Source organism: Clostridium sp. YIM B02551, assembly GCF_022324735.1.
GTDB classification, from domain to species: domain Bacteria; phylum Bacillota; class Clostridia; order Clostridiales; family Clostridiaceae; genus Clostridium_T; species Clostridium_T paridis.
Map to the genome: position 1 here is coordinate 186255 of NZ_JAKGTF010000004.1, position 24643 is coordinate 210897.

A 24643-nucleotide genomic window follows, 5' to 3' on the forward strand; every position below is an offset into this window, starting at 1 on the left:
GTTATTCTTGAAGCTTAAAGCCTATTCCCCAAACAGTTTGAATATATTTTGTTTCACTGTCTTCATGAGCTAATTTAGAACGTAAATTGCTCATATGTACATTTACAGCATTATCATCACCATATAATTCATCATCCCATAAAGCTTTAAATAAATTTGCCCTAGTAAATACCTTTTTAGGATTACTCATTAAAAGTTCTAATATTTTATATTCCATAACCGTTAAAACTATAGTTTTATCTTTTACAAGTACTTGCTTTGCTTCAGTATCTAAAACGATATTTTTATAAGTTAATTTGCTATTTGAGATCTTCGGCATTGAGAATTCTTTATATCTTCTTAATTGTGCCTCAACCCTTGCTAAAACTTCATGAATATCAAAAGGCTTAACTATAAAATCGTCTGCACCTAGTTTTAAAACATTAATCTTGTCCTCTTGTGCTGTTTTTGCAGAGATTGCAATTATTGGCATTATTTTAAGCTTTCTTGTTTCAGATATAAGTTCCTCACCACTTATTCCAGGCAGCATTAAATCAAGCAGCATAATATCATAATCATACTGTTCTATACACATTTTCCCTTCTGTGCCTGAGTATGCACTTCTTACTAAATAACCTTCTCTAGTTAATATATTTGTAAGTAAACTATTAATATCACTATCATCTTCAACTATTAATACATTTGCAATTGGATTCATATCTTTAAAAATCCCTCCCAATTAAACTTATAAAAGTACTAATTAAATTGTATCATGAAATTCCATAAATTGAAAAAAGCTTAAACCATATTTTTTAGTTTAAGCTTAATATTACTTTATAATTCTTTATTTTTGCATATAGAACAGGAAACTATATATGATAAAACCCCTACTAATACTACAATCAAACCTCCAAGAATAGGTAGGATATATGGTTTTTCTTGTGAAATAGATATTGTTTTATTAATTAAGTCAACCATAGCTGCATTTTTGCCACTTAAAAATGTTGGTAGTAGAAAGACTATAAATGCAGGAACCATATATATTATCATTGATAACATTTTACCTTTCTCTAAGCCAAATTTATAATAAATAGGATATTGAATTAAACATATAATTGAAGCAGCAACCCCTGAAATGCATACAATTGATAACTCTAAATTACTTAATAAATTATTAGAATAGAAATACCAAATTACCCCTCCATTTATTCCCCATATAATTATTATTAAACTAGATAAATATAAAAATCTTCCTAGCACCATATGGGATATCTTTGAGGGTAACATATAATACATTTTAGTACATTCCTCATTTACTTCTGCTGAAAATGGCACTGTTCCAACTATTACCAAAAAGAAAAACATATAACCAATTCCTAATATAGGATTCTCTTTCATAAAGAAAATTAGAAATATCGCAGGTAATAATAAAAAATATCTAAAAATACCTTTCATCATTCTAAAATCAAGTTTTAAAAAGCTTAAAGATTTCATTATCTTTTCCCCCTAACACCTTTTATATGAAATACTACAATATCATCCACTCTTGGCTTTTCAATTAAAAACCCATCCTTAAAATACTTAGCATCACTTGAATGAATTAATCCCTCAAAGCCAATATTTGATTTCTTACAACCAATTAGCTTCTTTTCTCTTTCATCAGTTAAGTCTTCACTTCCACCCTTAACTATTAAATAGCTCTCCACTACATTATCTTTTGAGTCATAAAAAATAGTTTTTCCTTTATCTATAAAATATAAATAGTCTGCTATCTTTTCTAAGTCGCTCATTATATGTGTTGAGAACATAACACTTCTTTCCCCATCAGATATATAATCCTGTAAGATTTCAAGAATTTCACTTCTTATAACCGGATCAAGTCCACTAGTAGGTTCATCAAGCACTAAAAGTTTAGTGTCTCTTGACAAAACTGTAGCAAACATTAATTTAAGCTTCATACCTTTTGAAAATTTTCTAAGGGCTGTCTTCCTTGGCAGTTCCCACAAATTAACGTAAGATATAAACTTCTCTTCATTAAAGGTTGGATAAAAATCTTTTAAACTACCTAAAATATCATTTATATTGAAGCACTCTGGATAATAACATTCATCCGCTATATAACCTATCATTTCTTTATAGGCTTCCTCATTATCAATATAACTTTTCCCCATAACAGTTATTTGTCCGCTGTCTCTTTTTAACTGTTCCATAATAAGCTTAATAGTTGTTGTTTTACCTGCTCCATTTTGGCCAATATATCCTAAAATATATCCTTTAGGTAATTCTAAATTGATATTTTCAAGTTTAAAGTTTCCAAAGTTCTTACTTAAATTTCTTATTTCAAGTGCATTCACCTTTCTCACTCCTCCATCAAATTTTCTAATATTTCTATAAGTTCTTTATTAGATATGTTTGCAATCTTGGCATCATCAATAGCTGATAAAAAGGACTCTTCTATTCGTCTTAAGTACTGTTCTTTTACCATCTCATTATCCTTAGGTAAAACTACACTACCTTTACCTTGTATTGTCGCTATAAAGCCTTCAGCTTCTAAGTCTGAATAAGCTCTTGTAGTTGTAATAACACTTATGCCTAATTCTTTTGCTAATTGTCTTATTGAGGGTAAAAATTCATTTTCAGGAATATTTCCTGATAAAATCTGCTCTTTTATCTGAACTTTTATCTGCTCATATATAGGTAAATCAGATTTATTTGAAATTAATATTTTCAATAATTCTACCTCCTTTGTTAGTACTGTATATATTATAATATATACAGTATATACACTATTGTCAATATATTCTATAAATTTAATAAAAATAAACACCTACTTAAATTAAGCGGTGTTCATAAATAAAATAAATATCCTTAGTATGTCTAATTTAATATTACTCTAATACAAATTTTACTTCCAATACTTTAAAGTCGTATCTTTATACCTTTAGGATAAATATGTAATATTATACTTTTATATGGTATCATATTTACATAATGTGGTATAAAAATGAGAATTAAAATGGGGTAAGAAGTATGGATTTATCAAATAAAGATAAAGGTTGGTCTATTGCTGAAGGCTTTCTAATTGTCTTTCTTATAACAATATCTATTGAATTTTTTTGTTTAATATTTACACTCTTAATCAATAGTATAATTTTTTTATCAGGTTTGGATGACTCTCCTATATTAATCAATTATATTATGCTATTAGGAAGGGGACTTGCTTTATTTATAATACTAAGGTATTTTTTTAAGAAAAGTAACTTAAAATGTATCTTTAAACAGAGATTTAAAAAGAAAATAAGTTTATGGCAATTGTTTTTTGGAGTACTTTTATTGATTGGCTACATACTAACCTATAGTACTAGTATTGATCTATTATTATCAAATGTACAATTTAGTCAAACATTTATTGATGGATCAAACAATTTGCTTGCAAACCCAACATATGCGCTCATATCTTCGGTATTATTTGCACCTATTTATGAAGAAATAATATATAGAGGAATGCTTTTGGAGAAATTATCTGTTAAATACAATATATATACAAGCATTGTTGTATCTGCATTAGTCTTTGCTATTTCTCACCTTAATTTTCAACAAGGAATGACTACTTTCTTCTTAGGACTTATTTTAGGATTTATTTACATTAAAACAAGATCGTTATTGATGAGTATATCAATACATTTAATTAATAACCTATACTTTATTTTGTCTATATTTATTCCAGATATACCAAGTACTATCAGTGGGACTTTTAACATTTATAAATTAGTTGTGGGGCTATCCTTATTACTACTTGGGCTTCTATTTTTTAATAAGACAAAAAAATCAAAGTATCTTATTTCTTTTTAGCTATATAACTAATATTTCAATATACGTAAGGAGCTTTTATATGAATATACTTATAAAGTTTATTATATTTTTCATATTCTCATATTTATGGTATAAAAAAAAGAATATACAACTATTACTTATATCATTATTTTTCTTCATAGAAATTTGTAGATTAGCATTTTTAGAAAAACTTATAAATAAAGGATTTATTAATATTTTAAATATAATACAGTTATCTATACTCATAGTTGTTTTTATACTTTATGTAAGACGAGCTATTACAGCAATTAAAAATAAGAATTAGTCCTTAAAGTATAGAGGCGTTTATTATGAAAAAGTTGATTAACCTATTACCACTAATGGTAATATTAATTCTAACCTATATGAATTTATCTAAACCAATTAAAGGCATAGCTATTATAATAACTATGTTGTTCTATATTTATAGCATTAGAAATAATACAAAAAGTAATTGAGTAAATCAAAAATGCAAGAAAACTAATTGATTGTCTCGAAAAGTAAAAAAGCCCTGCAATTGCAGAGCTTTTACTATTATATTTACTTAAATAATTAGTTTTATAATCATAATCAATAGAGTAAGTGAATTCCAATATAAATGATTCAATATTGCACCTAATATTGACTTTGTATAAATGTATGAGACTCCAAATGAAAAGCCTAAAATTACATATACAACAAAATATAATATGGATCCAAAACTAAAACTATATTCCTTAACATGTCCAAAACTAAAAATAATTGCGATAATAAAAAGAGCTAAATATTTGTTTTCAAATTTTATCAAATTTAAGATTGCTCCACGGAAAACCAATTCTTCAACTACTGGGGCATACACAATTGCTCCAAATATAGTTAATAAAATATTCTTCTCTTCATATTTATTCATTATATTTAAAGAAATGTTTATACCTAGTGATGAAACAATAATAAATATCACCCCTATTATAGTACCTGCAACTAATAATATCGAAAAAACTTCTTTAAAATATGATTTCTTAAACTTATAAAAACCATCTTTTATTAACGGAAACATCCCCCATACAGATATGCTAATAATAATGCAATATAAAATAAACTGTATCAAAGGACTTACCACTGTTGCTTCTGCATTCTGAAATTTATTAGTTAGAAATAAACCAAACTTTTTATAAAATCCAAAGACCCCTATCAAATAGTTGACAATTACTATCCAAGCTTTTAAATACGATAAATTATAACCTTCCAAATACCTAATCTCCATTTTCTCACAATAAATATCTACTTTTATAGCGTAATTTCTAGAGTGCTATCACATCTATTATCTTTGTTACTACCAATATAACATTTACTATTAGTAATACTACAAGGATTATTTGATTAGTCTTCTTTTTCATCACTATTTCATTACTTTTATTCTTTCTATAGTTGTTGTACATATATAAAAATATACACCCTTCTATAAATAAACAAATCCATTGTATACTGTCAATTAATATTCCTAACATTAAAACTATTTCCTTTCAATCAATTTCTACTTTGTTTCTTACCAATAAAAATGTAAAGAAGCATAGCAATTGTTATAGGGTTTAAAATCCCACTAACCACTTGAGTCACAATATTGAAATAACCTAACAAAGATTTGCAACTTATAATAATAGACAATAAAATTATAATCAATATTATTGAGATTAACTTTTTATAACTAAAAATCATCATTCTTTTATAGTTAATTAATAATATATATGTTGTAATTATAGTAATTACCATTCCAATTATCGAATTTATAATCATCATTAATCTCCTTTTTAATCATAAAATTGTCAAATACAAATTTTTAAATTACTAGTTGGGGAAATAAAAGTAATAACATTGGTTTCTCAACTGAAAAATTATACTTTAATGATAAGATTACTAAAATAAATAGAGTTAATAATACTAAAGCCTGCATTATAACGCAGCTTACAAGTTTAATATCTTTTTTCATAATTACCTCTTTAAAAACATATTTTAAAAGAACATTGAGCTTAATAACCATTCTTCACCAGATATCCTAATTTTAGACTATGATTTTTTTATTCTTAACCTTATGAGTAGTACCACAATTAGTGCAATTGAAAGAACACTCATCATCGGAACTAATTTGCTCGTGTCAATTTTATCCTTGATATTATCATTTGTAATAACTATCATTCCAATGAATAGGCCTAGAGAAATTATCACAAAAATAATTTTACACATGTTTTTTGCCCAAATATTTTTGTATCTCAAAACTCAATCCCCCATTTTGCACTGTCCTGGATTTGTTAAACTTAATTCAGCTGGAGTGTAATACTCCAACTGAAAAGTTCACCCTTACCATAGTTGATAACCCATACTTATTTTGATAATTTAATTCTGTAAAACAAACTTAACATATACTTGTACTTTTATGTTGATTTTGCAGTGAACGTAGGAAAAATTGCACTAAGCGTTACGTTTTTAATATAAAAGAATAAAAAAATAGATGCCCTAAAGCACCTATCTCTTTCTCTAAAACTTAAATGTCCCTACAACCTCTGTTGTTAATTAATTTATTCACTTCTCCTAAATCTATTTGTACCTGGTTTCATTAAGTACTCTTCATATTTAAATTTTGCATCGGTCAAATTGTCCGGTGCAGATGATATTAAAATTACGTTAACATATTTTCCATTTCTTCACAGTCAACATATACAAAGCTAGTTGGTAATTGTAATTAAAGAATCTAATGCAACCACTTAAAAGGAGTTTAATGAAGTTCACTCGAACTTCCACAGGATAGATGTGCGTGGCATGCTACAGAATATAGGTGATAATTTCTCTAAAACTTCATTTAATTAAAAAAGAGACAAAGCCTATACTTACGCATAAACTTGTCTCTGGAAATTTTTTAGATCTATGAGTCTCTTTAGAAAGAGCTATATCACTATCTTTTTTAGTTGCTTCAGAGAAACGAAATTTCTCTCTTGATATATACAAATTTATTATAAATATTTATTGTACTACAATCATTATTGCTATAATTATAAATTTCTACTATCTTACTTCATTTTTTTTATTGTCAATAAAATATATAAAAATAGATATAGCATTAAAAATAAATATTGGTATTAATAAATAAAAATACGTATTATCCTTTCTGTATGCCCCTAAAAATATAATAATACAACAAGCTATTATTGCAACAACTGATTGAGCAATAAAAAGTATAAGCTTAGCTTTTCTTTCATTATTCATTTTTGAAAACTCCTTTGTAGGTTAATTGAATTTACCAACCAGCTATATTTTTTGCAACTGCATATGTCCCTGTCCAAGTTGTTCCTAAAAGTCCAACTTTAGTAGCTGTCAACACTTTAGCACCAATCTGTCTAGCAACTATCTGTATAGTTAATCCCATTAATTTCGCTGCTAACCATATTAGTCCCCTTAATATCTGTACCTAAAATATCTCTAAGTTTTGTTATAGTGATTTCTTTTTTATAATACATACTAATTGTTGCAAGACAAGCTGCTGCGCAGTCTGTCATATCATGTTGTTTGACCAAATATTTTTTATATCCCAAAACTAAATCTCCCTCTTATAACATAGTCTTTAATCTTTACTTACCTCACAAATGCAATTCTATATAGATACTTTACAATATTATTAAATATTTGTGTCTAATTTGTAACAAGTGATAGAAAATTTGTAATAAACGTTAAATTTTACCATTAATCCATTTATATTTTGTTAATATTTTTCCTAGTTAAACAATTAATCCTTAATTTATGTATAATAAATTAATTTATTTAAACCTCTAACATAATTTAATTGGATAATTGAATTAATTTGGACGTGAAAATATAAAAAAAGTCATTTTAAAAGTTAATCAATACCTTTAAAATGACTCAAAACATCTAAACATCAATCTCTATATGTACAATAGCCTCTCTTGTATTAAACTTACCTATTAACATTTTTCAACAGAACTTTCAGGACGAATGAAAATAACTTAAATAATTAATTTTATAATTTATTTCTAAAGTGCTATTACATCTATTATCTTCGTTACTACCAATATAACATTTACTATTAGTAATACTACCATTATTATTTGACCACTCTTCTTTTTCATCACTATTTCATCATTTTTATTTTTATTCTTTCTATAATTGTAATACATATATAAAAATAAGCATCCTTCTATAAATAGACAAATCCATTGTATACTATCAATTATTCCTAGCATTAAACTATTTCCTTTCAACTTCTCTATTCTCATTAATATATTTCAGGTACTTTATTTCGGAACTATTCCATGAAAATTTACCAATTATTATACCACCTATAATACCAAATAAAGTATCTATAATGATATTTGGGATATTAAACATGATCTTACCTTCCATTAGTCTTCCTATTCCAATAAACATATTAATCAAGATTACAAAATACAGCATCCACAATAAAGTATACTTATTTTTCCCTAATTTACGAACCTTTGACCATGATTTAAAATTCTTATCTATCAGCATTTTCCCCTCCAAATACAACTGCTTATATTACAATAATTAACAATTGTCTATTTGTTTTATTATACAGTATTAAAATATACAATTACAATATTTTGTATATCTTTTAATATAGCCTGATTTTAAGTAATATAAAAAAGTCATCTTAAAAGTATCTCAATACCTTTAAAATGACCTTAACCATCTAAATATCAGGTTCTACATGTACTATAGCCTCACTTATATTAAATTTATCTATTAACATTTTCTCAATTTCTACTGTTATACTATGCCCTTCTACAACAGTTAATTTTGAATCAACAGTAACAATTACATCTAAAAGAATTACATTCCCGTGAGCTCGCCCTCTTACACTTTTAATACTTTTAACCCCATTAACAGTGCTTATACTTTTAGATATATTATCTAATTCTTCTTTTTCAAATCCATCAGATAGATTATGAGAGGCTTCTCTAAAAATTTCCCAACCAGTCTTTATTATAAGTATTCCAACAACTACTGCGGCTAGTGGATCTATCCATGGAAAACCAAATTGAGAGGCGAAAATACCAACTGAAGTTCCTACACTTACCCATGCATCTGATAGATTATCTTTGGCCGCTGCCATTAGTCCAGCACTATTTATCTTAACTGCAATTTTCTTATTATATTTATAAACAAAATAAATAGCTATTGCACAAATAATTGCTGTAATAGCAGCAACTATATCTGGTTTTTCTCCTTTAAAGTATATAATTGACTTAGCAGCAGTATAAAGAACATTTAGCCCGACTACTATCATAATAAGGGATGCCACTAAAGAAGCTATAGTTTCAGCTCTAAAATGTCCGTAAGCATGATTTTCATCTGCTGGTTTTCTTGATATTCTAAGTCCAATTAAAACAGCTAATGATGCTATTATATCTGTTGTATTATTGAGTCCATCAGCCATTAGTGCTTCAGATTTTGAAAGATATCCAACAACTAATTTGAATATTGCAAGAGCTATATATGCTAAAATACTAACACGTGCACCTTTTTCTGCTATCTTTAAGTTTTCATATTTATCATCCATAATTTTTGCTCCCTGATATTATAAATTATTCTACAAACTATAGTATTTATTTTTCACTTAAATAATATCCAAGGCTAACTTTAGTTTATTTTCTTTTGTTATTTCTAGGATACCAGCCTTTATTAACTCTATTCTCTTGTTCGAATAATTCCATTATACCCCAAAAAAGAGCAAATCCCAATATTCCTAGTAGAACTGAGGCTATTACTTCTTTAATGCTTATTGACCCAACTAAGCATATAATCCCGGCTATTAAAAATAATGGCCAAATTCTCTTTCCAAAATAAAATTCAGATTTTACAACTATTGGATGTAAAAAACCAATTATAAAAAATGCCCCAATGCCAATTATTATTCCATAATAATTCATAATTTCACTCCTTGAAAATTTATATGTTATTTAAAATACTGAAATATAGCTTCAATATTGGCTTTTACACTATATTGTCCTGCTTCAATTGGTGCTGAGGCACTTGCTTTATAGACAGCATTCATAGGGGCTATTCTATTAACAGCTTGTTCTGTTATTTTAATAGGTATAGCATCCAACCTTACATTTAAGCTTCCCGACATAACCATGGCCTTATCTTGAGCATCCTTAATTGCTAATTTTAATGCACTTAAATATACTTTGTTTTCATCAGCTACAAGAAAACCAATATTTCCTATGTTATTTGCTCCATTAGCAACTGCTGTATCTATTACCTCTCCAATTTTATCTATATCTCTTACAAGAACCCTTAAGTTATTTCTTACCTCATAACCTCTAAACACTTGTTTCCCATCCACATAATCATTTCTAATATTTATATTATAATCTTGAGTTTGTATATCCTTTAAATCTACACCTAGCTGTCTAATGCTTTCTATAACACTATTTGTTATCTTTGTATTCTCTTCTTGAGCTAACTTTATATCCATATTCTCTGTTATTACACCAATAACTACTTCTGCCATATCCGGTCTTACATATACTTCGCCTTCACCAATCAAATAGAACCTATTACTAACATCTTCTTCTCTAATAATTCCATCATATAAATCGTTAAATGCATATCTAATATCATCTTGGAACATAATTTTTTTCCCTTCAAAATAATTACTATTTTATATTATGAAACTAATACTAAATGGTACATTAAATAAATTTAAAATCCAGGTTCAAAAATTCAATTTTGAACCTGGATCTTATTTAAATATTTCATCTAATATGTTCTCTTAATTCTTGAAGTTCATCTTCAGTTATGTTTCTCCACTTACCTATATCTATGCCATCAATCTTTATGCTAATAATTCTTATTCTTTCTAATCTTATAACTGTATAACCAAAGGTTTTTGCCATTTTTCGTATCTGTTTATTCAATCCTTCTGTCAAAATAATTCTAAAAGTATTGTCATCTATCTTATTTACTTTGCATGGCTTTGTAATTTTTTCGCCTAGTTTAACACCTTCAGACATCCCATTAATAAAATTATTATCTATTGTTTTATCAACTGTAACAATATATTCTTTTTCATGGCTATTCTCTGAGTTTAATATTTTATCTGCTAGCTCTCCATCATTTGTCATAATAATTAATCCTTCTGATTCCTTATCCAGTCTTCCAACAGGAAAAATATATTCAGGATAATTAATATAATCAATTATATTATTTTTAACATCTTTTGCAGCAGTACAAGTTATTCCTACTGGTTTATTCAAAACTATATATACTTTATCTTTTCTTTTAATAGGTACCCCATCTAAAAGTATTGTATCTGTTTCCTCCACCCATTGCCCTGGCATCGCAAGTTCACCATTTATAATTACTCTTTTATCATTAATAAACCTATTGGTTTCAACTCTAGAACAATATCCATAATTACTTAATAATTTATTTATCCTCATTAGTAGCTAGTAATCCCCTTTTCAAATTAACTTTATATAATAAATTTATCACTTAAATTAACATTTGTACAATTTACATTTTTTCATGCTTAACACTTATTATTTATGTAATCACAAATAATCACTTGCTGAATATACTATACTGAGGTGATAATATGTCTAATTTACAATTTGATCTTAATGTAGAACAAGTAGAAACTCCCTCAACTGTTGTTCCTAATCCAGAACTTGTAGCAAAAACAAATAGATTTTATCAAGTACCAGTATTTTTAAGCCATCCAACAAGTACTACTTTAAATAATCTTCAAATAAGATTCCTTCTTAGATTAATGGAGGAGCTAAAAAAAGTACTACTTTTCCCAAGAACTCTTCCAAACACAGAACAATATCCTGAATCAACTATGATAAGCATAAGAAGAGTTGTTAACTCTAGTTTTGGGATGATAACCTTAAATCTTGCTAGAATAAAGGTAAGAGTTATCGATACCAATGGTGCAACTGTTTATGCTAATGAAATAGGCCGAGAATACTGGACAGGCTCCGCTTTCTCATTTATTGAACCTGCAATGGCCTTCCAACGTGGTCTACCTCAATTATTTATTACTGAAAGTACAGAAGCTAGTCAAGATGTATTTGAGACTGGTGGAGTTGCTCCTTTCAGAGTATTAATTTGGGATTCTTCAAAAGGAATTGACTTTTTCTTTAGTAGTGTTGAATGGAAAGAGGCTCTACAAAACTGGTCTGCAGAAGTTAGAAGTGGTTACTTCTTACAAACACAACCAACTTATGATTATGTTTCTGAAAAATAATAATTAAATTTAAAGGACGAAAACTAAATGTTTTCGCCCTTTTTTAAACTGATATATTATTTTTTCATTCCAGTATAAATTAAAATTGCATCTCTTAAGAACTCAGCTGCTCCTTTAGTTATCTTATCATAGTATGCTGTAAATCTTTCATCATCAACATACATTTGAGCTATACCTGCATGAGCTTCTTTGCTATATGAATCCCAATAAAAACTTAACCATTTACGATGTAAATCAGCAGTTTTTTGAGCTAATTCTCCAGCAGGATCTCCAGTTTTAATAGCTTCCTCAAGAGTTTCTAAAACTTCATTAGTTAGCTTAGTTATTTCGTCATACTCCTCCTGGGTCATATTCTTCAATTTTTGGTTAGACTTATTTATTGTATCATCACCATATTTTTCACGAATTTCTTTTCCATATTTCTTTTCATTTTCATTTATCAAATTTTGTTTAAATCCTTCAAATTTCTCTTTATCAGACATTATAGTTCCTCCTTCAGTTTGAGCAATAGTTTTATTAACATTTTCAATTAACAAATCTAATTGTGCTCTTTTTTCAAGAAGCTTTTCACGGTGTTCCTTCAGTGCTTTTGCTCCATCAAAGTAAGGTGAAGTCATAATATCTCTTATATTTTCTAAGCTTACTCCAAGTTCTCTGTAAAAAAGAATTTGTTGTAGCCTATCTACTTCAGCTAAACCGTATATTCTATATCCTGATGAGTTTATTCTTGCCGGCTTAAGAATACCTATCTCATCATAATACCTTAATGTTCTGGTACTTACTCCTGCTAATTTTCCAAGTTTCTGCACTGTGTATTCCATGTTTACGCCTCCTTACAAACTTAATATACACCTTGCCGTAACGTTAATGTCAATAACAATTTAAATTTTTTTATGTGATTTTTTATTAGGCTTAATAGGTAATAATTGAATAAAATGTGACTTGAATCATATTAATTTATTCATTTCCATAATAAACTAGTAAACAATCTACTAAATAATGTTTTAACAAATTAGGGGGAGTATACCATGTTTAACTACTTAATATTATTTATATCAATTGCTCTAATTATATATATGTATGTACAATACGTTTTACTTAATTATGAACTTAAAAATTCAAAGAAATTAATGAATTTAATTTTATCTCATATTGGCGATGGGGTTATTATTTCAGATAATAATGGAAACACCATTTCAACTAATTCCATAGTTAATAGTATTACAAATATAGATGAAAAGAATTTAAGAAGTCTTTCTTCCGACTCAATTTTAAAGACTATATCTAAAATTATATATCAAAATTCCCAAGATGAAAATTCTAAAGATAGCACAAACTTAATTTGTGAAGATGATTGTATTAATAAGTCAGTATTAGTTACTAAGAAAAGGAATGGAGAAATTTATAACAAGGTCACAATATTACATAATCTTTTCGAATGCACAACTGCTCATCAAATAATACATAAAATGGCTCACTACGACTCATTAACTGGTCTAGCAAACAGAAGCTATATAAATGAACTCTTAAATTTAGAATTAGAAACTTCTAAGGAAAATAATACTCAAACTGGAATTGTATTTATAGACCTAGATAATTTCAAAATTATTAATGATACTTTAGGCCATGATATTGGAGATCTTGTTTTAAAAGAAGTTAGTTCAAAAATTCAAAAACATCTAGGTAATGAAGCCCATACAGGAAGATTAGGCGGAGATGAATTTCTAATAATCTTACCTGATATAAAAAGTCCAAATGATTCACTCTATAAAATCAATAAACTCTTGGATGACCTAAATGGCTCTCTACCCATAGATAATAAAGAACTTTTTATAACTGCAAGCGCCGGAATATCCATATGCCCTTTGCATAGTACTGATGCAAAAACTTTATTAAAAAATGCCGATATTGCTATGTATAATGCCAAAAACAAAGGGAAAAACCAATGTCTTATATTTAATGAAGAAATGAGTATAGAAAGATCTACAAAGCTTGAAATTATTGAGGATTTAAAAAATGCAATTGAAAATAATGAATTTAAACTTTTTTATCAACCAAAAGTTGACATAATGACTAACAAAATGATTGGAGTGGAAGCACTAATACGGTGGTTTCACCCCAAAAAAGGAATCATACCACCTTCTAAGTTTATACCTATCGCTGAAGAAACCGGATTAATTCTTCCAATCGGAGAATGGGTTCTATTAGAAGGTTGTAGACAAAACAAAATATGGCAACAATTAAACTATTCCCCTATAGGAATGTCAATAAATTTATCTACCCATCAATTTGAGCACCCTAGTATTATTAATACAATAAAAGATATATTAAACAAAACTCAGTTAGATCCTAAGTGGCTAGAACTTGAAATTACTGAAAGTATAGCAGTTAAGTCTTTTGAGTATGCATCAAGAAAGTTATCTAAGCTAAAAGAAATAGGAGTTTCAGTAGCAATGGATGACTTTGGAACAGGGTATTCCTCCTTTAGCTACTTAAAACATCTACCAATTGATACTCTAAAAATAGATAAAACTTTTCTTGATGATATTGCTAATGATACAAATGAGGAGTTGATTACTGCTTCAATGATAAATTTAGGGAAAAGGTTAAATCTCACAGTTGTGGCAGAAGGTGTTGAGAACAATGAACAACTCTCTTTTTTAAAAACAAATAAATGTAATATTGCTCAAGGATATCTATTTAGTAAGCCTATTCCCTCCTCTGAAATTGAAAAACTATTTTAAGATTTTTATTTAAACTATACAAACTAATATATGAGGTGATTTCTATGAAAGATCGTATTATTATAATTGGCAGTGGTACAGCTGCTCTTTCAGCAATAAAAGCCATTAGAGAAATAGATTCTGATAGCGAAATTTTAGTACTAGGAAAAGAAAACTTTTATCCTTATTATAGAATTAAAATTTCTAAAGGTCTTTTAGATGGATTAAGTGAAGACAAGCTTTTACTTAACAAGAAGGATTGGTATGATTCTAATAACGTTAAAATTCATTTAGGCCATAAAGTGATATCAATTGAACCTGATAAAAAGGCTATAACTTTGGAAAATGGTAAGACTGTGGTTTATGATAAATTGCTGATTGCTACAGGTGCAACTAATAATATTCCCCCTATTAAAGGAATAAATAAAACTGGAGCATTTACACTTAGAGATTTAGACAATGCTTTTGATGTATTAAATTACCTTAATGAGTGTAACACTATCCTATTAATTGGTGGAGGAATTCAAAATCTAGAAGTTGCTAATATATTATCAAGAGAAGGTAAAAAAGTTATAATCGCAGAATTTGCTTCTAGATTAATGCCTAAATTACTTGATATCTATTCATCTAATTACTTAAAAGAAGTAATGGAGACTCAAGGGGTTAAAATTTTATTAAATACGCAAATTGAAGAAATTACAGGAGATGAAAAAGTTCAAGGATTTAAAACTAAATCTGGAATTGAGTCAGCTTGTGATATGGTAATTTATTCTACAGGAATTAAGCCAAATACCGAAATAATTAACAATACATCCATTAATATTAATAATGGTATCATCGTTAATGAGCGAATGGAAACAAATATATCAGATATTTTTGCAGCTGGCGATGTATCCGAATTTAATAGTAGAATTTATGGATTATGGAATGTTTCAGGTGAACAAGGTAAAGTTGCTGGTGCAAATATTTGTGGCCAGGCTAATATTTTTATCCCTCCAATACAATTTTCTTTAATTAATGCCTTTGGTTTATCTATATACTCAATTGGTGATATTGAAGAATCTATTGAAACAAATTTATTTACTCAAATAGATAGCGAAAATAAAAAATATTATAAGGTTTTGGTTAGAGATAACAAGATTATTGGTGCAATTATTTTAGGTGACCAAAAAAGAGCCATGATTATGAAAAAACTCATAGAAAATAAAACAGAAGTTAATTATAATGAATCTTCATTTACCTCTATTAATGACTTTATAGAAATAATTAAGGATATAAAATAAGTTAACACATACCTGTTGCATATTTTTACTAGCCAATGCAGATACTACCTTCATAAATATATGACTGGAGGATATAATTATGAAGGAATTGAAAAAAGGAGTATATTGGGTAGGGGCTACCGATTGGAAAGTACGTCATTTTCACGGATATGAATTGTCAACCCACCGTGGAAGCACATATAATTCATATTTAATTAAAGATGAAAAAACTGTTCTCATTGATACAGTATGGGAACCCTTAACTGATAGATTTCTTGAAAATTTAAGAGAGGTAACAGATATATCAAAAATTGATTATGTAGTAATGAATCATTTTGAACCCGATCACTCTGGTGCCTTACCAGCTATAATGGAATACATACCTAATGCAACTATAATAGTTTCAAAAGGAGGAGTAGAGACTTCTAAAAGACATTACCATAAAGACTGGAACCTTAAAGTTGTAAAAACAGGCGATAGGATAAGCATTGGCAAAAATGAACTTGTTTTTATCGAAGCTACTATGCTCCACTGGCCTGACAGCATGTTTACATATCTTACAGGTGAAAATATATTATTTTCTAATGATGCCTTTGGACAACACTTTGCTTCCTCAAGCATTTTTAATGATGAGGTAGACGAATTTGAAGTAAATCAAGAGGCCCTCAAGTATTATGCAAATATTCTAACTCCATTTAGTAGATTTGTAACCAAGAAAATTGATCAAATTAAAGGATTAGGATTACCAGTGGACATGATTGCACCAAGTCATGGTATCATCTGGAGGAAAGATCCTATGATGATAGTTGATAAATATTATGAATGGGCAAAAGGTAATTCAGAAAAAAGTGTGGTAATTGTTTATAACTCAATGTGGGGTGCTACATATAAGATGGCAGCATTTATTGCTAAAGGATTAGAAGCTTCCGGTGTAAGTTATAAAATACTCAACGCAGCCACTGCAGATAGAAATGATATCATAGCTGAAATATTTAAATCCAAAGGAATTTTACTTGGTTCTTCTACTGTAAATAATGGGCTTCTCACATCTCTTTTGCCAGTTATTGAAGATTTAATTGGTCTAAAGTTTATTAATAAGGTAGGAGCTTCTTTTGGAAGTTATGGCTGGAGTGGTGAATCTCCAAAGATTCTCTCTGATTATTTATCTAAAGCAAATATAAAAGTACTACAAGATGAGTTGAAAATTAAATACATGCCTGATGATAAAGAACTTGAAGATTGTATTGCTTTTGGAAAAAACTTTGCTGATAAACTTCTTCAAGAATTTCAATAATATAATATTTACACCTACACTAAAATAGGAATCCTTAAAGCCTTTAAGAATTCCTATTTTAATATTTATTATAAATTATTGTCTTATGTCTCCTAATTTATCTTTATTAATCCTAAAAATTAGAATCTCTAGAACAATTCCAACTACTATTCCTACTCCATAGGCTATTAAATCCATCCAAGAAAATACATAACCTAATATCAACCCACCTAAAGTAGTTTGCCTAACCTTATCAATCCAATCTGCATGATATAATTGACTAAATTCTATTATAAAACAGAAAGAGGTTGCTATTAATATTGCAGTTTTCAGCTTTATTTTAATAAAAATAAAGCCCACAATAAAAAAGATCATAAGAGCCCATAAAATATCTCCCAAGTATAAACTTTTAAATCTTCTTGTCATTAGTCCTAAAACTATTACTAGAATTATAATAATGCCATATATAATTCTGTTACGCTTGTAAATAATATATCACCTCTACTTCTGCAATCATTACTTTTTATAGCTTAATTTTAAAATCATTTAGCTCAGTTATATAGATGTTTCCAATCTCATCTAAGTTGCTTTGCAACTCATTCTTTTCATTAAAAAGATTGAACTGTTGAACTTCTGTTATAGAATCAAGAGCTATTATATACCCTGTTTCATTAGAAACATCTTCTTTTATATTTTGCCCACTCTTAAAGCTAATATCTATGTTACTAATTTGGACTGGAATTTTTATATCTTGCTTTGGATCCCATTTAGAATTATTAAAAGTTCCAAATAATATAGTACTTTTATCAAGTATACACTTATTAATACTAAAACAATTACTAATAGGCGTTTCTCCGCTAGTCCATCTAGTGATACTAAATTTATCATCAATAATAAATAAATTCGTAGACCTATGTCCATCACCTGAATATTTTTCTGCTAATACTAGATAATTATTTTTATAAGTCTTTGTATTATAAATTATTAATTCTCCATTATTTTTAGCATCTGATTTCAAATAAAAGTTTGATACAGCCTCTTTTATTAATTCCTCTTTACTTTTAAAATCTGTATTTACTTTTATAGTATTCAATTTCTTTGCTCCACAACCTACTAATGCTATCCAAATTAGTACTGGCAGTATTATTAATATAAACTTTTTCAATTTAACTACCCCCTAATTATTGTTTCATTAGTATCTATAGGCCACTTAATTATTGTGTTTATTTTAAACTTAAATATGAAAATTCTCTTAAACAAGTGCTAACTGCTTCTTGCGTATCAGTAAAGCTTATCTCGAGGTTATTTAGCTTTTTATTTGATATTCTTAAATCTCTGTTACTATCTTTATATCTATCTGTATCTTTTATTAAGATATCTTCTACACTATTACTTAATCCTATTTGTTCTATAATAATCTTCCCTATATCGTAAGTACTAAAGTTATTTTCACTACCTGCATTATATATTCCACCTGGGGCATCAATTATTTTATGAAAGTTTTGTATTAAATCATAAACGTAAGTAATACCTCTATACTCATTTGCTGGCAAACTTATGCTTTCATTTTTAATTGTAGCTTTTATGATATTCCAAATTATATTTGAATTAACCTTCTTATTTCTCTCTGGCAAACTAAAAAGCCATGTTAATCTTAAAATTACTGCATCATCTACTATTTTCTCTATATGATTTTCTGCCTCAATCTTATACTTTCCATAAACAGTATTTGGGAATGCTATGCATTCTTCCCTATAGGGCCCACTTTGAATATTTCCATTATATACTTGATCAGAACTTAGATATATTAGTTTTGCTTTTGATACATCGCAACCTTTAGCTACATTTATTGAACCTTCTACATTCACTTTATAAGATAGTTCTGGGTTTCTTTCACAAAATCCCGTATCTGATATAGCAGCTGCATGTACAACATAATCAGGATTTATATATTTTATTTGTTCTATGCTCTCTTCATTTGTTATATCTAAATTCTTCTTATTTAAAGCAACTATATCAAACTCATTTTTATAATATTCAATAAATCTTGAAGCAAAAAATCCCTCTGCTCCTGTAACTAATATCTTTTTCATTTAAGTCATTCCTCTCAATAGTTATTTTTCTACTTACTTGCACTTTCCAATGCATTTTCTATAGACTTTAGTATTACTTTACTGCTAACAGTTGCACCTGATACTGTGTCTATCTTAACCTTTTGATCTTCTACCACCTTGTCCACTAAAACTTCTGCTGGCTTTCCTCTATCATATTTATGTTTTACAAGATCAATTTTAGTTATTTTATGACTCTTTACTGTAACCTTTACTTCAGCTGCTACCCATAAGGTTTCTGTACTTCCTTCATAAGTACCATCTGGAACTTTTGTAAGATCTACCTCAGAAATTATTATATCATTAACTTGCTTTTGATATGTTTTTAAATCCATATATGACTTAATACCTTTTACCCCAAAGTAGATTCCTATTATTGCTGCAATTCCTATTATTGAAACAATTATTTTTCTTTTACTCATTCTAACACTCCTCCTACCAATAATTCTACGTATATCTTTATTATAATATAGATTATGAATTTTCTACCAAATAAACTATGTTAAATTTAACTACCAAGTCTTTATCTTTTTTGCAAATTCCTCTATATGTCTATTATCCGTTCCACAGCATCCACCAATAATTTTTATCTTATGTTTATTATTAAGCTTTTCTATACTTAATGTTAAATCTATTGGTGAATCTGATTTTATAGTAGTTAGGTTATCCAGCTCTTCAGGTTCAAGAGGAGATGCATTTGCTTGAATACCTAAGAAACGTTCTTTAACTAGGTTTGTCCTATTTGTATCTTCTAGCAAGGCCTCTCTTAGTATATTAGGGTGTACACAGTTAACCATATATCCAAGTGGATTTCTATCTGTTGCTAAATCAATAGCACTCATAGCATGATTGATTGTTGTTCCATCTAATAATGCCCCATTCCTTCTTATCATAAAGCTAATAATATAGGGTATATTCGTGCTTTCCATTGCTTTTGCCATCCCTGTAGCTTCAGAAACTTCTGGCATTATACCTGCAAACAAATAATCAACTTTTGATGACTCAAACTCTTTTGCTTGCCAAAGATGAAATCTATAACCCTCTTCCTCTGATAGTGCTTCTTCATAATTGTATGCATCACCTTTGCACCCCATTAGTCCCCCTATAAATATTTTATTTTTATGTGTAGGATACTTTTCTCTAATATCTTTGAGAAAATCAACATTATCATTTATAATATTTTTATCATAGTAAGATGAATTTGATATTCTCTCTTTATTAGCTCTTCTGGTGGGTGTCATAAGCATAATTGGTAAATCATATTTCTCTGAGGTCTCTATATACTCCATATATATATTTCTAAGAACAGTGGCTTTTTTATCATTATAAATTAACCCTGCATGCATGATTTCTTCATCTAATTTAATATTGTATTCTTTCTTTAATCTCTCAACTATAGCCCCTTCTGTAAGAATATATTTGTATTTATAAAAAGATGAAAGAAATGTATTATGGTTACTTATTTCATTATTCATATTTTTCGCCCCCTAAAATATATATAAATATAGCTTATGTTAATTCATATGTAAATATATTACTATAATACTATATTATGAAAATCATTAACAGTAAAAAAGTCTAGCATAAAAGCTAGACTTTAACATTTATTTTTTATACATTAGTTCATAGTATTCTTTGAGCATTCTCTCTACAGAAAAATATTCCTTAGTACTATTAATGCTGGCCACCATCATATTAACCCACTTTTCTCTATTATCATAATAAGTAGGAATAACTTTTTCAAGCAACACCTTATATAAAGCATCTTTGTCATGCTTATCTAATTCCTCAAAATCCTCACTCTCAAAGCCATCTCCAAACTGCCAACCATTAACACCATCTTCACAGGCTTCTGGCCACCATCCATCCAATATTGAACAATTAATTACTCCATTCATAGCTGCCTTCATACCAGAAGTTCCGCTTGCTTCTAATGGTCTCCTTGGATTATTAAGCCATATATCAGAACCCCTAGTTAGCATTTTACCAATAGTCATGTCGTAATTTTCTAGAAATACAACTGAATTGGGATAAAGCTTTGACATTTTAACTATATTCTCTACTATTTCTTTACCTGTATCATCTAATGGATGTGCTTTACCTGAGAAGACAATTTGTATCTTCCTTGATTTTAATAATGGCTCAATTATTTCTTTATCAGAAAAAATCAAATTACTTCTTTTATATGGTGCTGCTCTCCTTGAAAATCCAATTAGTAACTTATCCTTATCTAATTTAACTCCATTTCTTTCATATACAAATTCTATTAATGCTTCTTTATTAAGCATATGCGCATTCCATATATTATTTTTGCTATCTTCATCTATGTTAAATTCTTTAGCTTCTTTAAGCATTCTATCGTCAACCCAAGTTTTTAAATGAATAGCATTTGTTATCCCGATTATTTCTGATTTTCCTTTTACCATCGCCCACATATTATTTGCAGTGTCTTTATGAAGCTGAGCTACTCCATTAGATATTTTTGATAGTCTTAATCCTCCTACTGTCATATTAAAAGGTGAACCGCCAATCTCTATTAATTGCTCTATAGTTAATCCACAGTTGGCACCCATATACATCAATCTATCTATATAATGAGATTCATTTCCTTGAATTATAGGTGTATGTGTAGTAAATACTATCTCTTCTTTTGTCTTTTTTAGTGCCTCCTTAAAAGTTAGTCCACCATCCATTTTCTCTCTTATTAATTCAAATCCAGCAAAAAGTGCATGTCCCTCATTAAAATGATATATATCTGTTTCTATTCCTAAAGCCCTTAAGGCTTTAACTCCACCTATTCCTAGTACCATCTCTTGTGCTATTCTTTCCTCACCAAACCAGCCATATAGTTGTCCTGTTATCCACGCATCTTCATTCTCTGGTAAATCAGTATCTAATAAATATATAGGTGCATTATCATATTTATCAACTAACCACACCTTACATACAACATGTCTTTGGCGTATTTTCACAGTAACTTTAACTCCAGTATCCTTCAAAAAATCATACTTATAATTATGATAAGCATCATAAGGTTTATTATCGGCTCCTATAACCTGATCCGAATACCCTTGTTTCCAATTGATTCCTATCCCAACAATAGGGTAATTATATTCTTTTGCTCCTTTTAAATAATCTCCAGCAAGAATACCTAATCCCCCTGCATAGGTTCTCATTTCAGTATCTAGAGCATATTCCATACAAAAATATGCAACACTAGGCAATTTCTTCATAAAATAACCACCTCTCAAAGCTATGAAATAATATTATATTGTTATGAATAAGCTTACCCCTTTACAATTGTTTCTACAGCCATATTATAACATGTTATTTTATAAGCTAAATCAATTTTTTACCTTTATATACTAATTTTGTAAGTTCCCACAAAATTAAGTGTATCGCGTTGTAATTAACGCATAAAAAAATAGACCTACGAATAGGTCTACTAAAATTAACTAAAGATATTTCGCCTCTAAGCTCTTTAAAATATCTATATATAGTTTACTAACTTCATCTTCTATAGCTTTATTTTCAAAATCTTCGCATTCCTTATTTATTTGTTCCAATGACTCTTTTGATAATTTCCTTTGTGCAAAAGTATATACTGTGTTATCTTCCTTTTCAATATGTCTTGTTAGTAAGTGAGTATAGGATATTGCATTAGCAATTACATCTAGTTTGCTCTCCTCATCACCAGCTTTAACCCTATCTAAAGCAAGCTCTAGTTCCCTCATATGTAGCCTTCCTAAGTCATGTTCAACTAGCATACCTTGATTAACTAATTTATCAGCTACTCCTCCAATTTCACTTACCATTCTATTGAAAAGAATCTTTTCCTCTTTACCATGATGATGATTATCAGCGTAATTTCTTACAAAATCAATTATCTTAGAAAAGTCGTCATATGATATGTCCTCACCTTGTAGAATTCTAACACAAACCTTTCTAACTACAACAAGCATTCTTTTAATATATTTATGTTCATCTACCATTAAACTAATTGCATCCATAGTTAACCTCCTAAATATTTCTTATTTTTAAACCATAGAACCCTACCTTTTCCTTTGTTTCTGCTAGTTGTTTATCAACTATACTAGCTTCGTTTATATGGTCAATAATTGTGTCTGCTGTTACATTAAGTATCTCATCTACGTCACTTATCTCTGAGCTCATATTTTCGATGTGCTTCTTTTGAACTATTAATGTTTCCATTACTTCTTTAACTTCACTATCCACCTTTGTAACTGCAATTAGGCTTTCTTCAATTTTGTTTACAGCTTTTTCTGATGCCTTTACACCCATTTCTATCGCTTCATTTGATTTATTTGAGTTATCTAGCACTATTCTCGTTTCAGCTTCAATGCTCTCAATTAAGCTTGAAATATCTGTAATACTTGTTTTAGTCATTTCAGCTAACTTTCTTACTTCACCTGCAACAACTGCAAACCCTTTTCCTTGTTCTCCTGCTCTAGCTGCTTCTATTGCAGCATTTAATGCTAACAAATTCGTTTGTGTAGCTATACTTGTAATTAGGCCTACTACCTCATTTACTTTTCCAAACTTAACAACTAGCTCATTTATACTCTCCATGCTCTTTCTATTTTCAAATTCTAGAGATTTAATTATTTTAGCCATTTCTTCAATAGTTTGCTTACCTTCATTAGATTTATTCACTGTATCTTTAGTAAGCTTATCAAGATTTTTGCTTTCCAAATATAATTTATCAGTTGATTCATTAGTTGTAACTGTTAGATTAGATATTCTATTCATATGTACTTTAATATCACTTGCAAGTTCAGCAAGTCCATCATGTTGTTTATTTACTATATGATGTTGATCCACAGTCTTTGAAATTAGATTATTAACTGAATCTATAAATTCAATTGCATCGTCATTTATCTTTGTTTCACTTTTTATTGTATCTTGTTCTTTAGCTAGATATACTGGTTCAGTATTTCTCTTTTTAAAATTTAACATCCGTTGCCTCCAAATATCTAAATCTTATTTATATAAAGTAATTATAAATTCTTAAGGTCATGAATTAATATGATTCATATCACACTTTAGTTTAATAATAACAAATTTTTCTTATTTAATATGTAACCATAGTTACATAACCTTGACTAAATATTCTATATTTTTCTAATTATTATGCATAATCTCTATATAAAAATTGGAAT

General features: G+C 28.4%; 31 protein-coding genes and 1 pseudogene. 6 read left to right on the forward strand and 26 right to left on the reverse strand.

What is annotated here, in order from left to right; genetic code table 11:
- Nucleotide 1 precedes the first annotated feature (1 nt).
- From L1S47_RS06690 to L1S47_RS06705, 4 genes are all read right to left on the reverse strand, one after another.
- Nucleotides 2-697 carry a response regulator transcription factor gene (locus L1S47_RS06690; RefSeq protein ID WP_238882709.1) on the reverse strand — a complete coding sequence of 232 codons (696 nt, stop codon included), beginning with the start codon at nt 695-697 and terminating at the stop codon, nt 2-4.
- Nucleotides 698-813: 116 nt separating this feature from the next.
- Nucleotides 814-1473, reverse strand: coding sequence for an ABC-2 transporter permease (locus tag L1S47_RS06695; protein ID WP_238882711.1), 660 nt, complete (start codon nt 1471-1473; stop codon nt 814-816).
- Complete coding sequence (locus L1S47_RS06700; RefSeq protein ID WP_238882713.1) at nt 1473-2342, reverse strand: ABC transporter ATP-binding protein; 870 nt, start codon at nt 2340-2342, stop codon at nt 1473-1475. Before L1S47_RS06700 ends, L1S47_RS06695 begins: the two co-directional genes overlap by 1 nt.
- A complete protein-coding gene (locus L1S47_RS06705) occupies nt 2339-2710 on the reverse strand; it encodes a GntR family transcriptional regulator (protein WP_238882715.1) in 372 nt (123 codons plus the stop codon). The genes L1S47_RS06700 and L1S47_RS06705 overlap by 4 nt, the downstream gene beginning before the upstream one ends.
- Nucleotides 2711-3009: 299 nt before the next feature.
- On the opposite strand from L1S47_RS06705, the gene L1S47_RS06710 reads away from it, so the two are divergent.
- Complete coding sequence (locus L1S47_RS06710; RefSeq protein ID WP_238882716.1) at nt 3010-3831, forward strand: CPBP family intramembrane glutamic endopeptidase; 822 nt, start codon at nt 3010-3012, stop codon at nt 3829-3831.
- Between the two features lie 311 nt (nt 3832-4142).
- A complete protein-coding gene (locus L1S47_RS06715; protein WP_238882718.1) occupies nt 4143-4289 on the forward strand; it encodes a hypothetical protein in 147 nt (48 codons plus the stop codon).
- A gap of 86 nt (nt 4290-4375) precedes the next feature.
- Here L1S47_RS06715 and L1S47_RS06720 read toward each other — a convergent pair whose 3' ends face one another.
- The 13 genes and pseudogenes from L1S47_RS06720 to L1S47_RS06775 form a co-directional block, all read right to left on the reverse strand.
- Nucleotides 4376-5059, reverse strand: a complete 684-nt coding sequence (locus L1S47_RS06720; RefSeq protein WP_238882720.1) for a CPBP family intramembrane glutamic endopeptidase — start codon at nt 5057-5059, stop codon at nt 4376-4378.
- 52 nt (nt 5060-5111) lie between these two features.
- Complete coding sequence (locus L1S47_RS06725; protein ID WP_238882722.1) at nt 5112-5318, reverse strand: hypothetical protein; 207 nt, start codon at nt 5316-5318, stop codon at nt 5112-5114.
- 329 nt (nt 5319-5647) lie between these two features.
- Nucleotides 5648-5797: a hypothetical protein gene (locus L1S47_RS06730; protein ID WP_238882724.1), complete on the reverse strand. Its 150-nt coding sequence runs from the start codon at nt 5795-5797 to the stop codon at nt 5648-5650.
- A 77-nt stretch (nt 5798-5874) separates the two neighbouring features.
- Nucleotides 5875-6081: a hypothetical protein gene (locus tag L1S47_RS06735; protein ID WP_238882725.1), complete on the reverse strand. Its 207-nt coding sequence runs from the start codon at nt 6079-6081 to the stop codon at nt 5875-5877.
- Nucleotides 6082-6867: 786 nt separating this feature from the next.
- Nucleotides 6868-7068 (reverse strand): hypothetical protein, encoded by a 201-nt coding sequence (locus tag L1S47_RS06740; RefSeq protein ID WP_238882727.1) that lies wholly within the window; start codon nt 7066-7068, stop codon nt 6868-6870.
- Nucleotides 7069-7099: 31 nt separating this feature from the next.
- Nucleotides 7100-7228: a hypothetical protein gene (locus L1S47_RS20555; protein WP_275297794.1), complete on the reverse strand. Its 129-nt coding sequence runs from the start codon at nt 7226-7228 to the stop codon at nt 7100-7102.
- Nucleotides 7229-7241: 13 nt separating this feature from the next.
- Nucleotides 7242-7394 (reverse strand): annotated as a pseudogene (locus tag L1S47_RS06745) (cysteine peptidase family C39 domain-containing protein); the annotation flags it as partial.
- Between the two features lie 456 nt (nt 7395-7850).
- Nucleotides 7851-8093, reverse strand: coding sequence for a hypothetical protein (locus L1S47_RS06750; RefSeq protein ID WP_238882729.1), 243 nt, complete (start codon nt 8091-8093; stop codon nt 7851-7853).
- Nucleotides 8065-8346, reverse strand: a complete 282-nt coding sequence (locus tag L1S47_RS06755; protein WP_238882730.1) for a hypothetical protein — start codon at nt 8344-8346, stop codon at nt 8065-8067. Before L1S47_RS06755 ends, L1S47_RS06750 begins: the two co-directional genes overlap by 29 nt.
- Before the next feature lie 181 nt (nt 8347-8527).
- Nucleotides 8528-9397 carry a cation diffusion facilitator family transporter gene (locus L1S47_RS06760; RefSeq protein ID WP_238882732.1) on the reverse strand — a complete coding sequence of 290 codons (870 nt, stop codon included), beginning with the start codon at nt 9395-9397 and terminating at the stop codon, nt 8528-8530.
- A gap of 85 nt (nt 9398-9482) precedes the next feature.
- A complete protein-coding gene (locus tag L1S47_RS06765) occupies nt 9483-9767 on the reverse strand; it encodes a DUF4491 family protein (protein ID WP_238882734.1) in 285 nt (94 codons plus the stop codon).
- Between the two features lie 26 nt (nt 9768-9793).
- The gene (locus L1S47_RS06770; RefSeq protein WP_238882736.1) at nt 9794-10474 is read right to left on the reverse strand and encodes an SIMPL domain-containing protein; all 681 of its coding nucleotides are present in this window, start codon (nt 10472-10474) and stop codon (nt 9794-9796) included.
- Between the two features lie 124 nt (nt 10475-10598).
- Nucleotides 10599-11285 (reverse strand): pseudouridine synthase, encoded by a 687-nt coding sequence (locus L1S47_RS06775; RefSeq protein ID WP_238882738.1) that lies wholly within the window; start codon nt 11283-11285, stop codon nt 10599-10601.
- A gap of 155 nt (nt 11286-11440) precedes the next feature.
- On the opposite strand from L1S47_RS06775, the gene L1S47_RS06780 reads away from it, so the two are divergent.
- Nucleotides 11441-12094, forward strand: a complete 654-nt coding sequence (locus L1S47_RS06780; RefSeq protein ID WP_238882739.1) for a hypothetical protein — start codon at nt 11441-11443, stop codon at nt 12092-12094.
- Between the two features lie 56 nt (nt 12095-12150).
- Here L1S47_RS06780 and L1S47_RS06785 read toward each other — a convergent pair whose 3' ends face one another.
- On the reverse strand, nt 12151-12915 hold the full coding sequence (locus tag L1S47_RS06785) for a MerR family transcriptional regulator (RefSeq protein ID WP_238882741.1): 765 nt from the start codon (nt 12913-12915) through the stop codon (nt 12151-12153).
- A gap of 207 nt (nt 12916-13122) precedes the next feature.
- On the opposite strand from L1S47_RS06785, the gene L1S47_RS06790 reads away from it, so the two are divergent.
- From L1S47_RS06790 to L1S47_RS06800, 3 genes are all read left to right on the forward strand, one after another.
- On the forward strand, nt 13123-14838 hold the full coding sequence (locus tag L1S47_RS06790; RefSeq protein WP_238882743.1) for a GGDEF domain-containing phosphodiesterase: 1716 nt from the start codon (nt 13123-13125) through the stop codon (nt 14836-14838).
- 44 nt (nt 14839-14882) lie between these two features.
- On the forward strand, nt 14883-16100 hold the full coding sequence (locus L1S47_RS06795; RefSeq protein WP_238882745.1) for an NAD(P)/FAD-dependent oxidoreductase: 1218 nt from the start codon (nt 14883-14885) through the stop codon (nt 16098-16100).
- A 79-nt stretch (nt 16101-16179) separates the two neighbouring features.
- On the forward strand, nt 16180-17373 hold the full coding sequence (locus tag L1S47_RS06800) for an MBL fold metallo-hydrolase (RefSeq protein ID WP_238882747.1): 1194 nt from the start codon (nt 16180-16182) through the stop codon (nt 17371-17373).
- Nucleotides 17374-17448: 75 nt separating this feature from the next.
- Here L1S47_RS06800 and L1S47_RS06805 read toward each other — a convergent pair whose 3' ends face one another.
- From L1S47_RS06805 to L1S47_RS06840, 8 genes are all read right to left on the reverse strand, one after another.
- The gene (locus L1S47_RS06805; protein WP_238882829.1) at nt 17449-17844 is read right to left on the reverse strand and encodes a DUF2809 domain-containing protein; all 396 of its coding nucleotides are present in this window, start codon (nt 17842-17844) and stop codon (nt 17449-17451) included.
- Nucleotides 17845-17875: 31 nt separating this feature from the next.
- Nucleotides 17876-18517, reverse strand: a complete 642-nt coding sequence (locus L1S47_RS06810; RefSeq protein ID WP_238882749.1) for a hypothetical protein — start codon at nt 18515-18517, stop codon at nt 17876-17878.
- A gap of 58 nt (nt 18518-18575) precedes the next feature.
- Nucleotides 18576-19445 carry a sugar nucleotide-binding protein gene (locus tag L1S47_RS06815; RefSeq protein WP_238882751.1) on the reverse strand — a complete coding sequence of 290 codons (870 nt, stop codon included), beginning with the start codon at nt 19443-19445 and terminating at the stop codon, nt 18576-18578.
- A 29-nt stretch (nt 19446-19474) separates the two neighbouring features.
- Entirely contained in the window at nt 19475-19885 is a 411-nt protein-coding gene (locus L1S47_RS06820; RefSeq protein WP_238882753.1) for an FMN-binding protein, read from the reverse strand.
- A 90-nt stretch (nt 19886-19975) separates the two neighbouring features.
- On the reverse strand, nt 19976-20938 hold the full coding sequence (locus L1S47_RS06825) for a homocysteine S-methyltransferase family protein (RefSeq protein WP_238882755.1): 963 nt from the start codon (nt 20936-20938) through the stop codon (nt 19976-19978).
- Nucleotides 20939-21067: 129 nt separating this feature from the next.
- Entirely contained in the window at nt 21068-22696 is a 1629-nt protein-coding gene (glgP, locus tag L1S47_RS06830) for an alpha-glucan family phosphorylase (RefSeq protein WP_238882757.1), read from the reverse strand.
- 222 nt (nt 22697-22918) lie between these two features.
- Nucleotides 22919-23473, reverse strand: a complete 555-nt coding sequence (locus L1S47_RS06835) for a hemerythrin domain-containing protein (RefSeq protein WP_238882758.1) — start codon at nt 23471-23473, stop codon at nt 22919-22921.
- A gap of 10 nt (nt 23474-23483) precedes the next feature.
- Complete coding sequence (locus L1S47_RS06840) at nt 23484-24440, reverse strand: methyl-accepting chemotaxis protein (protein WP_238882760.1); 957 nt, start codon at nt 24438-24440, stop codon at nt 23484-23486.
- Between the last annotated feature and the right edge of the window lie 203 nt (nt 24441-24643).

Bases quoted from the DNA above. Each gene is read 5' to 3' on its own strand.
- L1S47_RS06690 (WP_238882709.1), bottom strand. From the start codon at position 697: ATGAATCCAATTGCAAATGTATTAATAGTTGAAGATGATAGTGATATT.
- L1S47_RS06695 (WP_238882711.1), bottom strand. From the start codon at position 1,473: ATGAAATCTTTAAGCTTTTTAAAACTTGATTTTAGAATGATGAAAGGT.
- L1S47_RS06710 (WP_238882716.1), top strand. From the start codon at position 3,010: ATGGATTTATCAAATAAAGATAAAGGTTGGTCTATTGCTGAAGGCTTT.
- L1S47_RS06715 (WP_238882718.1), top strand. From the start codon at position 4,143: ATGAAAAAGTTGATTAACCTATTACCACTAATGGTAATATTAATTCTA.
- L1S47_RS06725 (WP_238882722.1), bottom strand. From the start codon at position 5,318: ATGTTAGGAATATTAATTGACAGTATACAATGGATTTGTTTATTTATA.
- L1S47_RS06730 (WP_238882724.1), bottom strand. From the start codon at position 5,797: ATGAAAAAAGATATTAAACTTGTAAGCTGCGTTATAATGCAGGCTTTA.
- L1S47_RS06740 (WP_238882727.1), bottom strand. From the start codon at position 7,068: ATGAATAATGAAAGAAAAGCTAAGCTTATACTTTTTATTGCTCAATCA.
- L1S47_RS20555 (WP_275297794.1), bottom strand. From the start codon at position 7,228: ATGGGATTAACTATACAGATAGTTGCTAGACAGATTGGTGCTAAAGTG.
- L1S47_RS06750 (WP_238882729.1), bottom strand. From the start codon at position 8,093: ATGAGAATAGAGAAGTTGAAAGGAAATAGTTTAATGCTAGGAATAATT.
- L1S47_RS06755 (WP_238882730.1), bottom strand. From the start codon at position 8,346: ATGCTGATAGATAAGAATTTTAAATCATGGTCAAAGGTTCGTAAATTA.
- L1S47_RS06760 (WP_238882732.1), bottom strand. From the start codon at position 9,397: ATGGATGATAAATATGAAAACTTAAAGATAGCAGAAAAAGGTGCACGT.
- L1S47_RS06765 (WP_238882734.1), bottom strand. From the start codon at position 9,767: ATGAATTATTATGGAATAATAATTGGCATTGGGGCATTTTTTATAATT.
- L1S47_RS06770 (WP_238882736.1), bottom strand. From the start codon at position 10,474: ATGTTCCAAGATGATATTAGATATGCATTTAACGATTTATATGATGGA.
- L1S47_RS06775 (WP_238882738.1), bottom strand. From the start codon at position 11,285: ATGAGGATAAATAAATTATTAAGTAATTATGGATATTGTTCTAGAGTT.
- L1S47_RS06780 (WP_238882739.1), top strand. From the start codon at position 11,441: ATGTCTAATTTACAATTTGATCTTAATGTAGAACAAGTAGAAACTCCC.
- L1S47_RS06785 (WP_238882741.1), bottom strand. From the start codon at position 12,915: ATGGAATACACAGTGCAGAAACTTGGAAAATTAGCAGGAGTAAGTACC.
- L1S47_RS06790 (WP_238882743.1), top strand. From the start codon at position 13,123: ATGTTTAACTACTTAATATTATTTATATCAATTGCTCTAATTATATAT.
- L1S47_RS06795 (WP_238882745.1), top strand. From the start codon at position 14,883: ATGAAAGATCGTATTATTATAATTGGCAGTGGTACAGCTGCTCTTTCA.
- L1S47_RS06800 (WP_238882747.1), top strand. From the start codon at position 16,180: ATGAAGGAATTGAAAAAAGGAGTATATTGGGTAGGGGCTACCGATTGG.
- L1S47_RS06815 (WP_238882751.1), bottom strand. From the start codon at position 19,445: ATGAAAAAGATATTAGTTACAGGAGCAGAGGGATTTTTTGCTTCAAGA.
- L1S47_RS06820 (WP_238882753.1), bottom strand. From the start codon at position 19,885: ATGAGTAAAAGAAAAATAATTGTTTCAATAATAGGAATTGCAGCAATA.
- L1S47_RS06825 (WP_238882755.1), bottom strand. From the start codon at position 20,938: ATGAATAATGAAATAAGTAACCATAATACATTTCTTTCATCTTTTTAT.
- glgP (WP_238882757.1), bottom strand. From the start codon at position 22,696: ATGAAGAAATTGCCTAGTGTTGCATATTTTTGTATGGAATATGCTCTA.
- L1S47_RS06835 (WP_238882758.1), bottom strand. From the start codon at position 23,473: ATGGATGCAATTAGTTTAATGGTAGATGAACATAAATATATTAAAAGA.
- L1S47_RS06840 (WP_238882760.1), bottom strand. From the start codon at position 24,440: ATGTTAAATTTTAAAAAGAGAAATACTGAACCAGTATATCTAGCTAAA.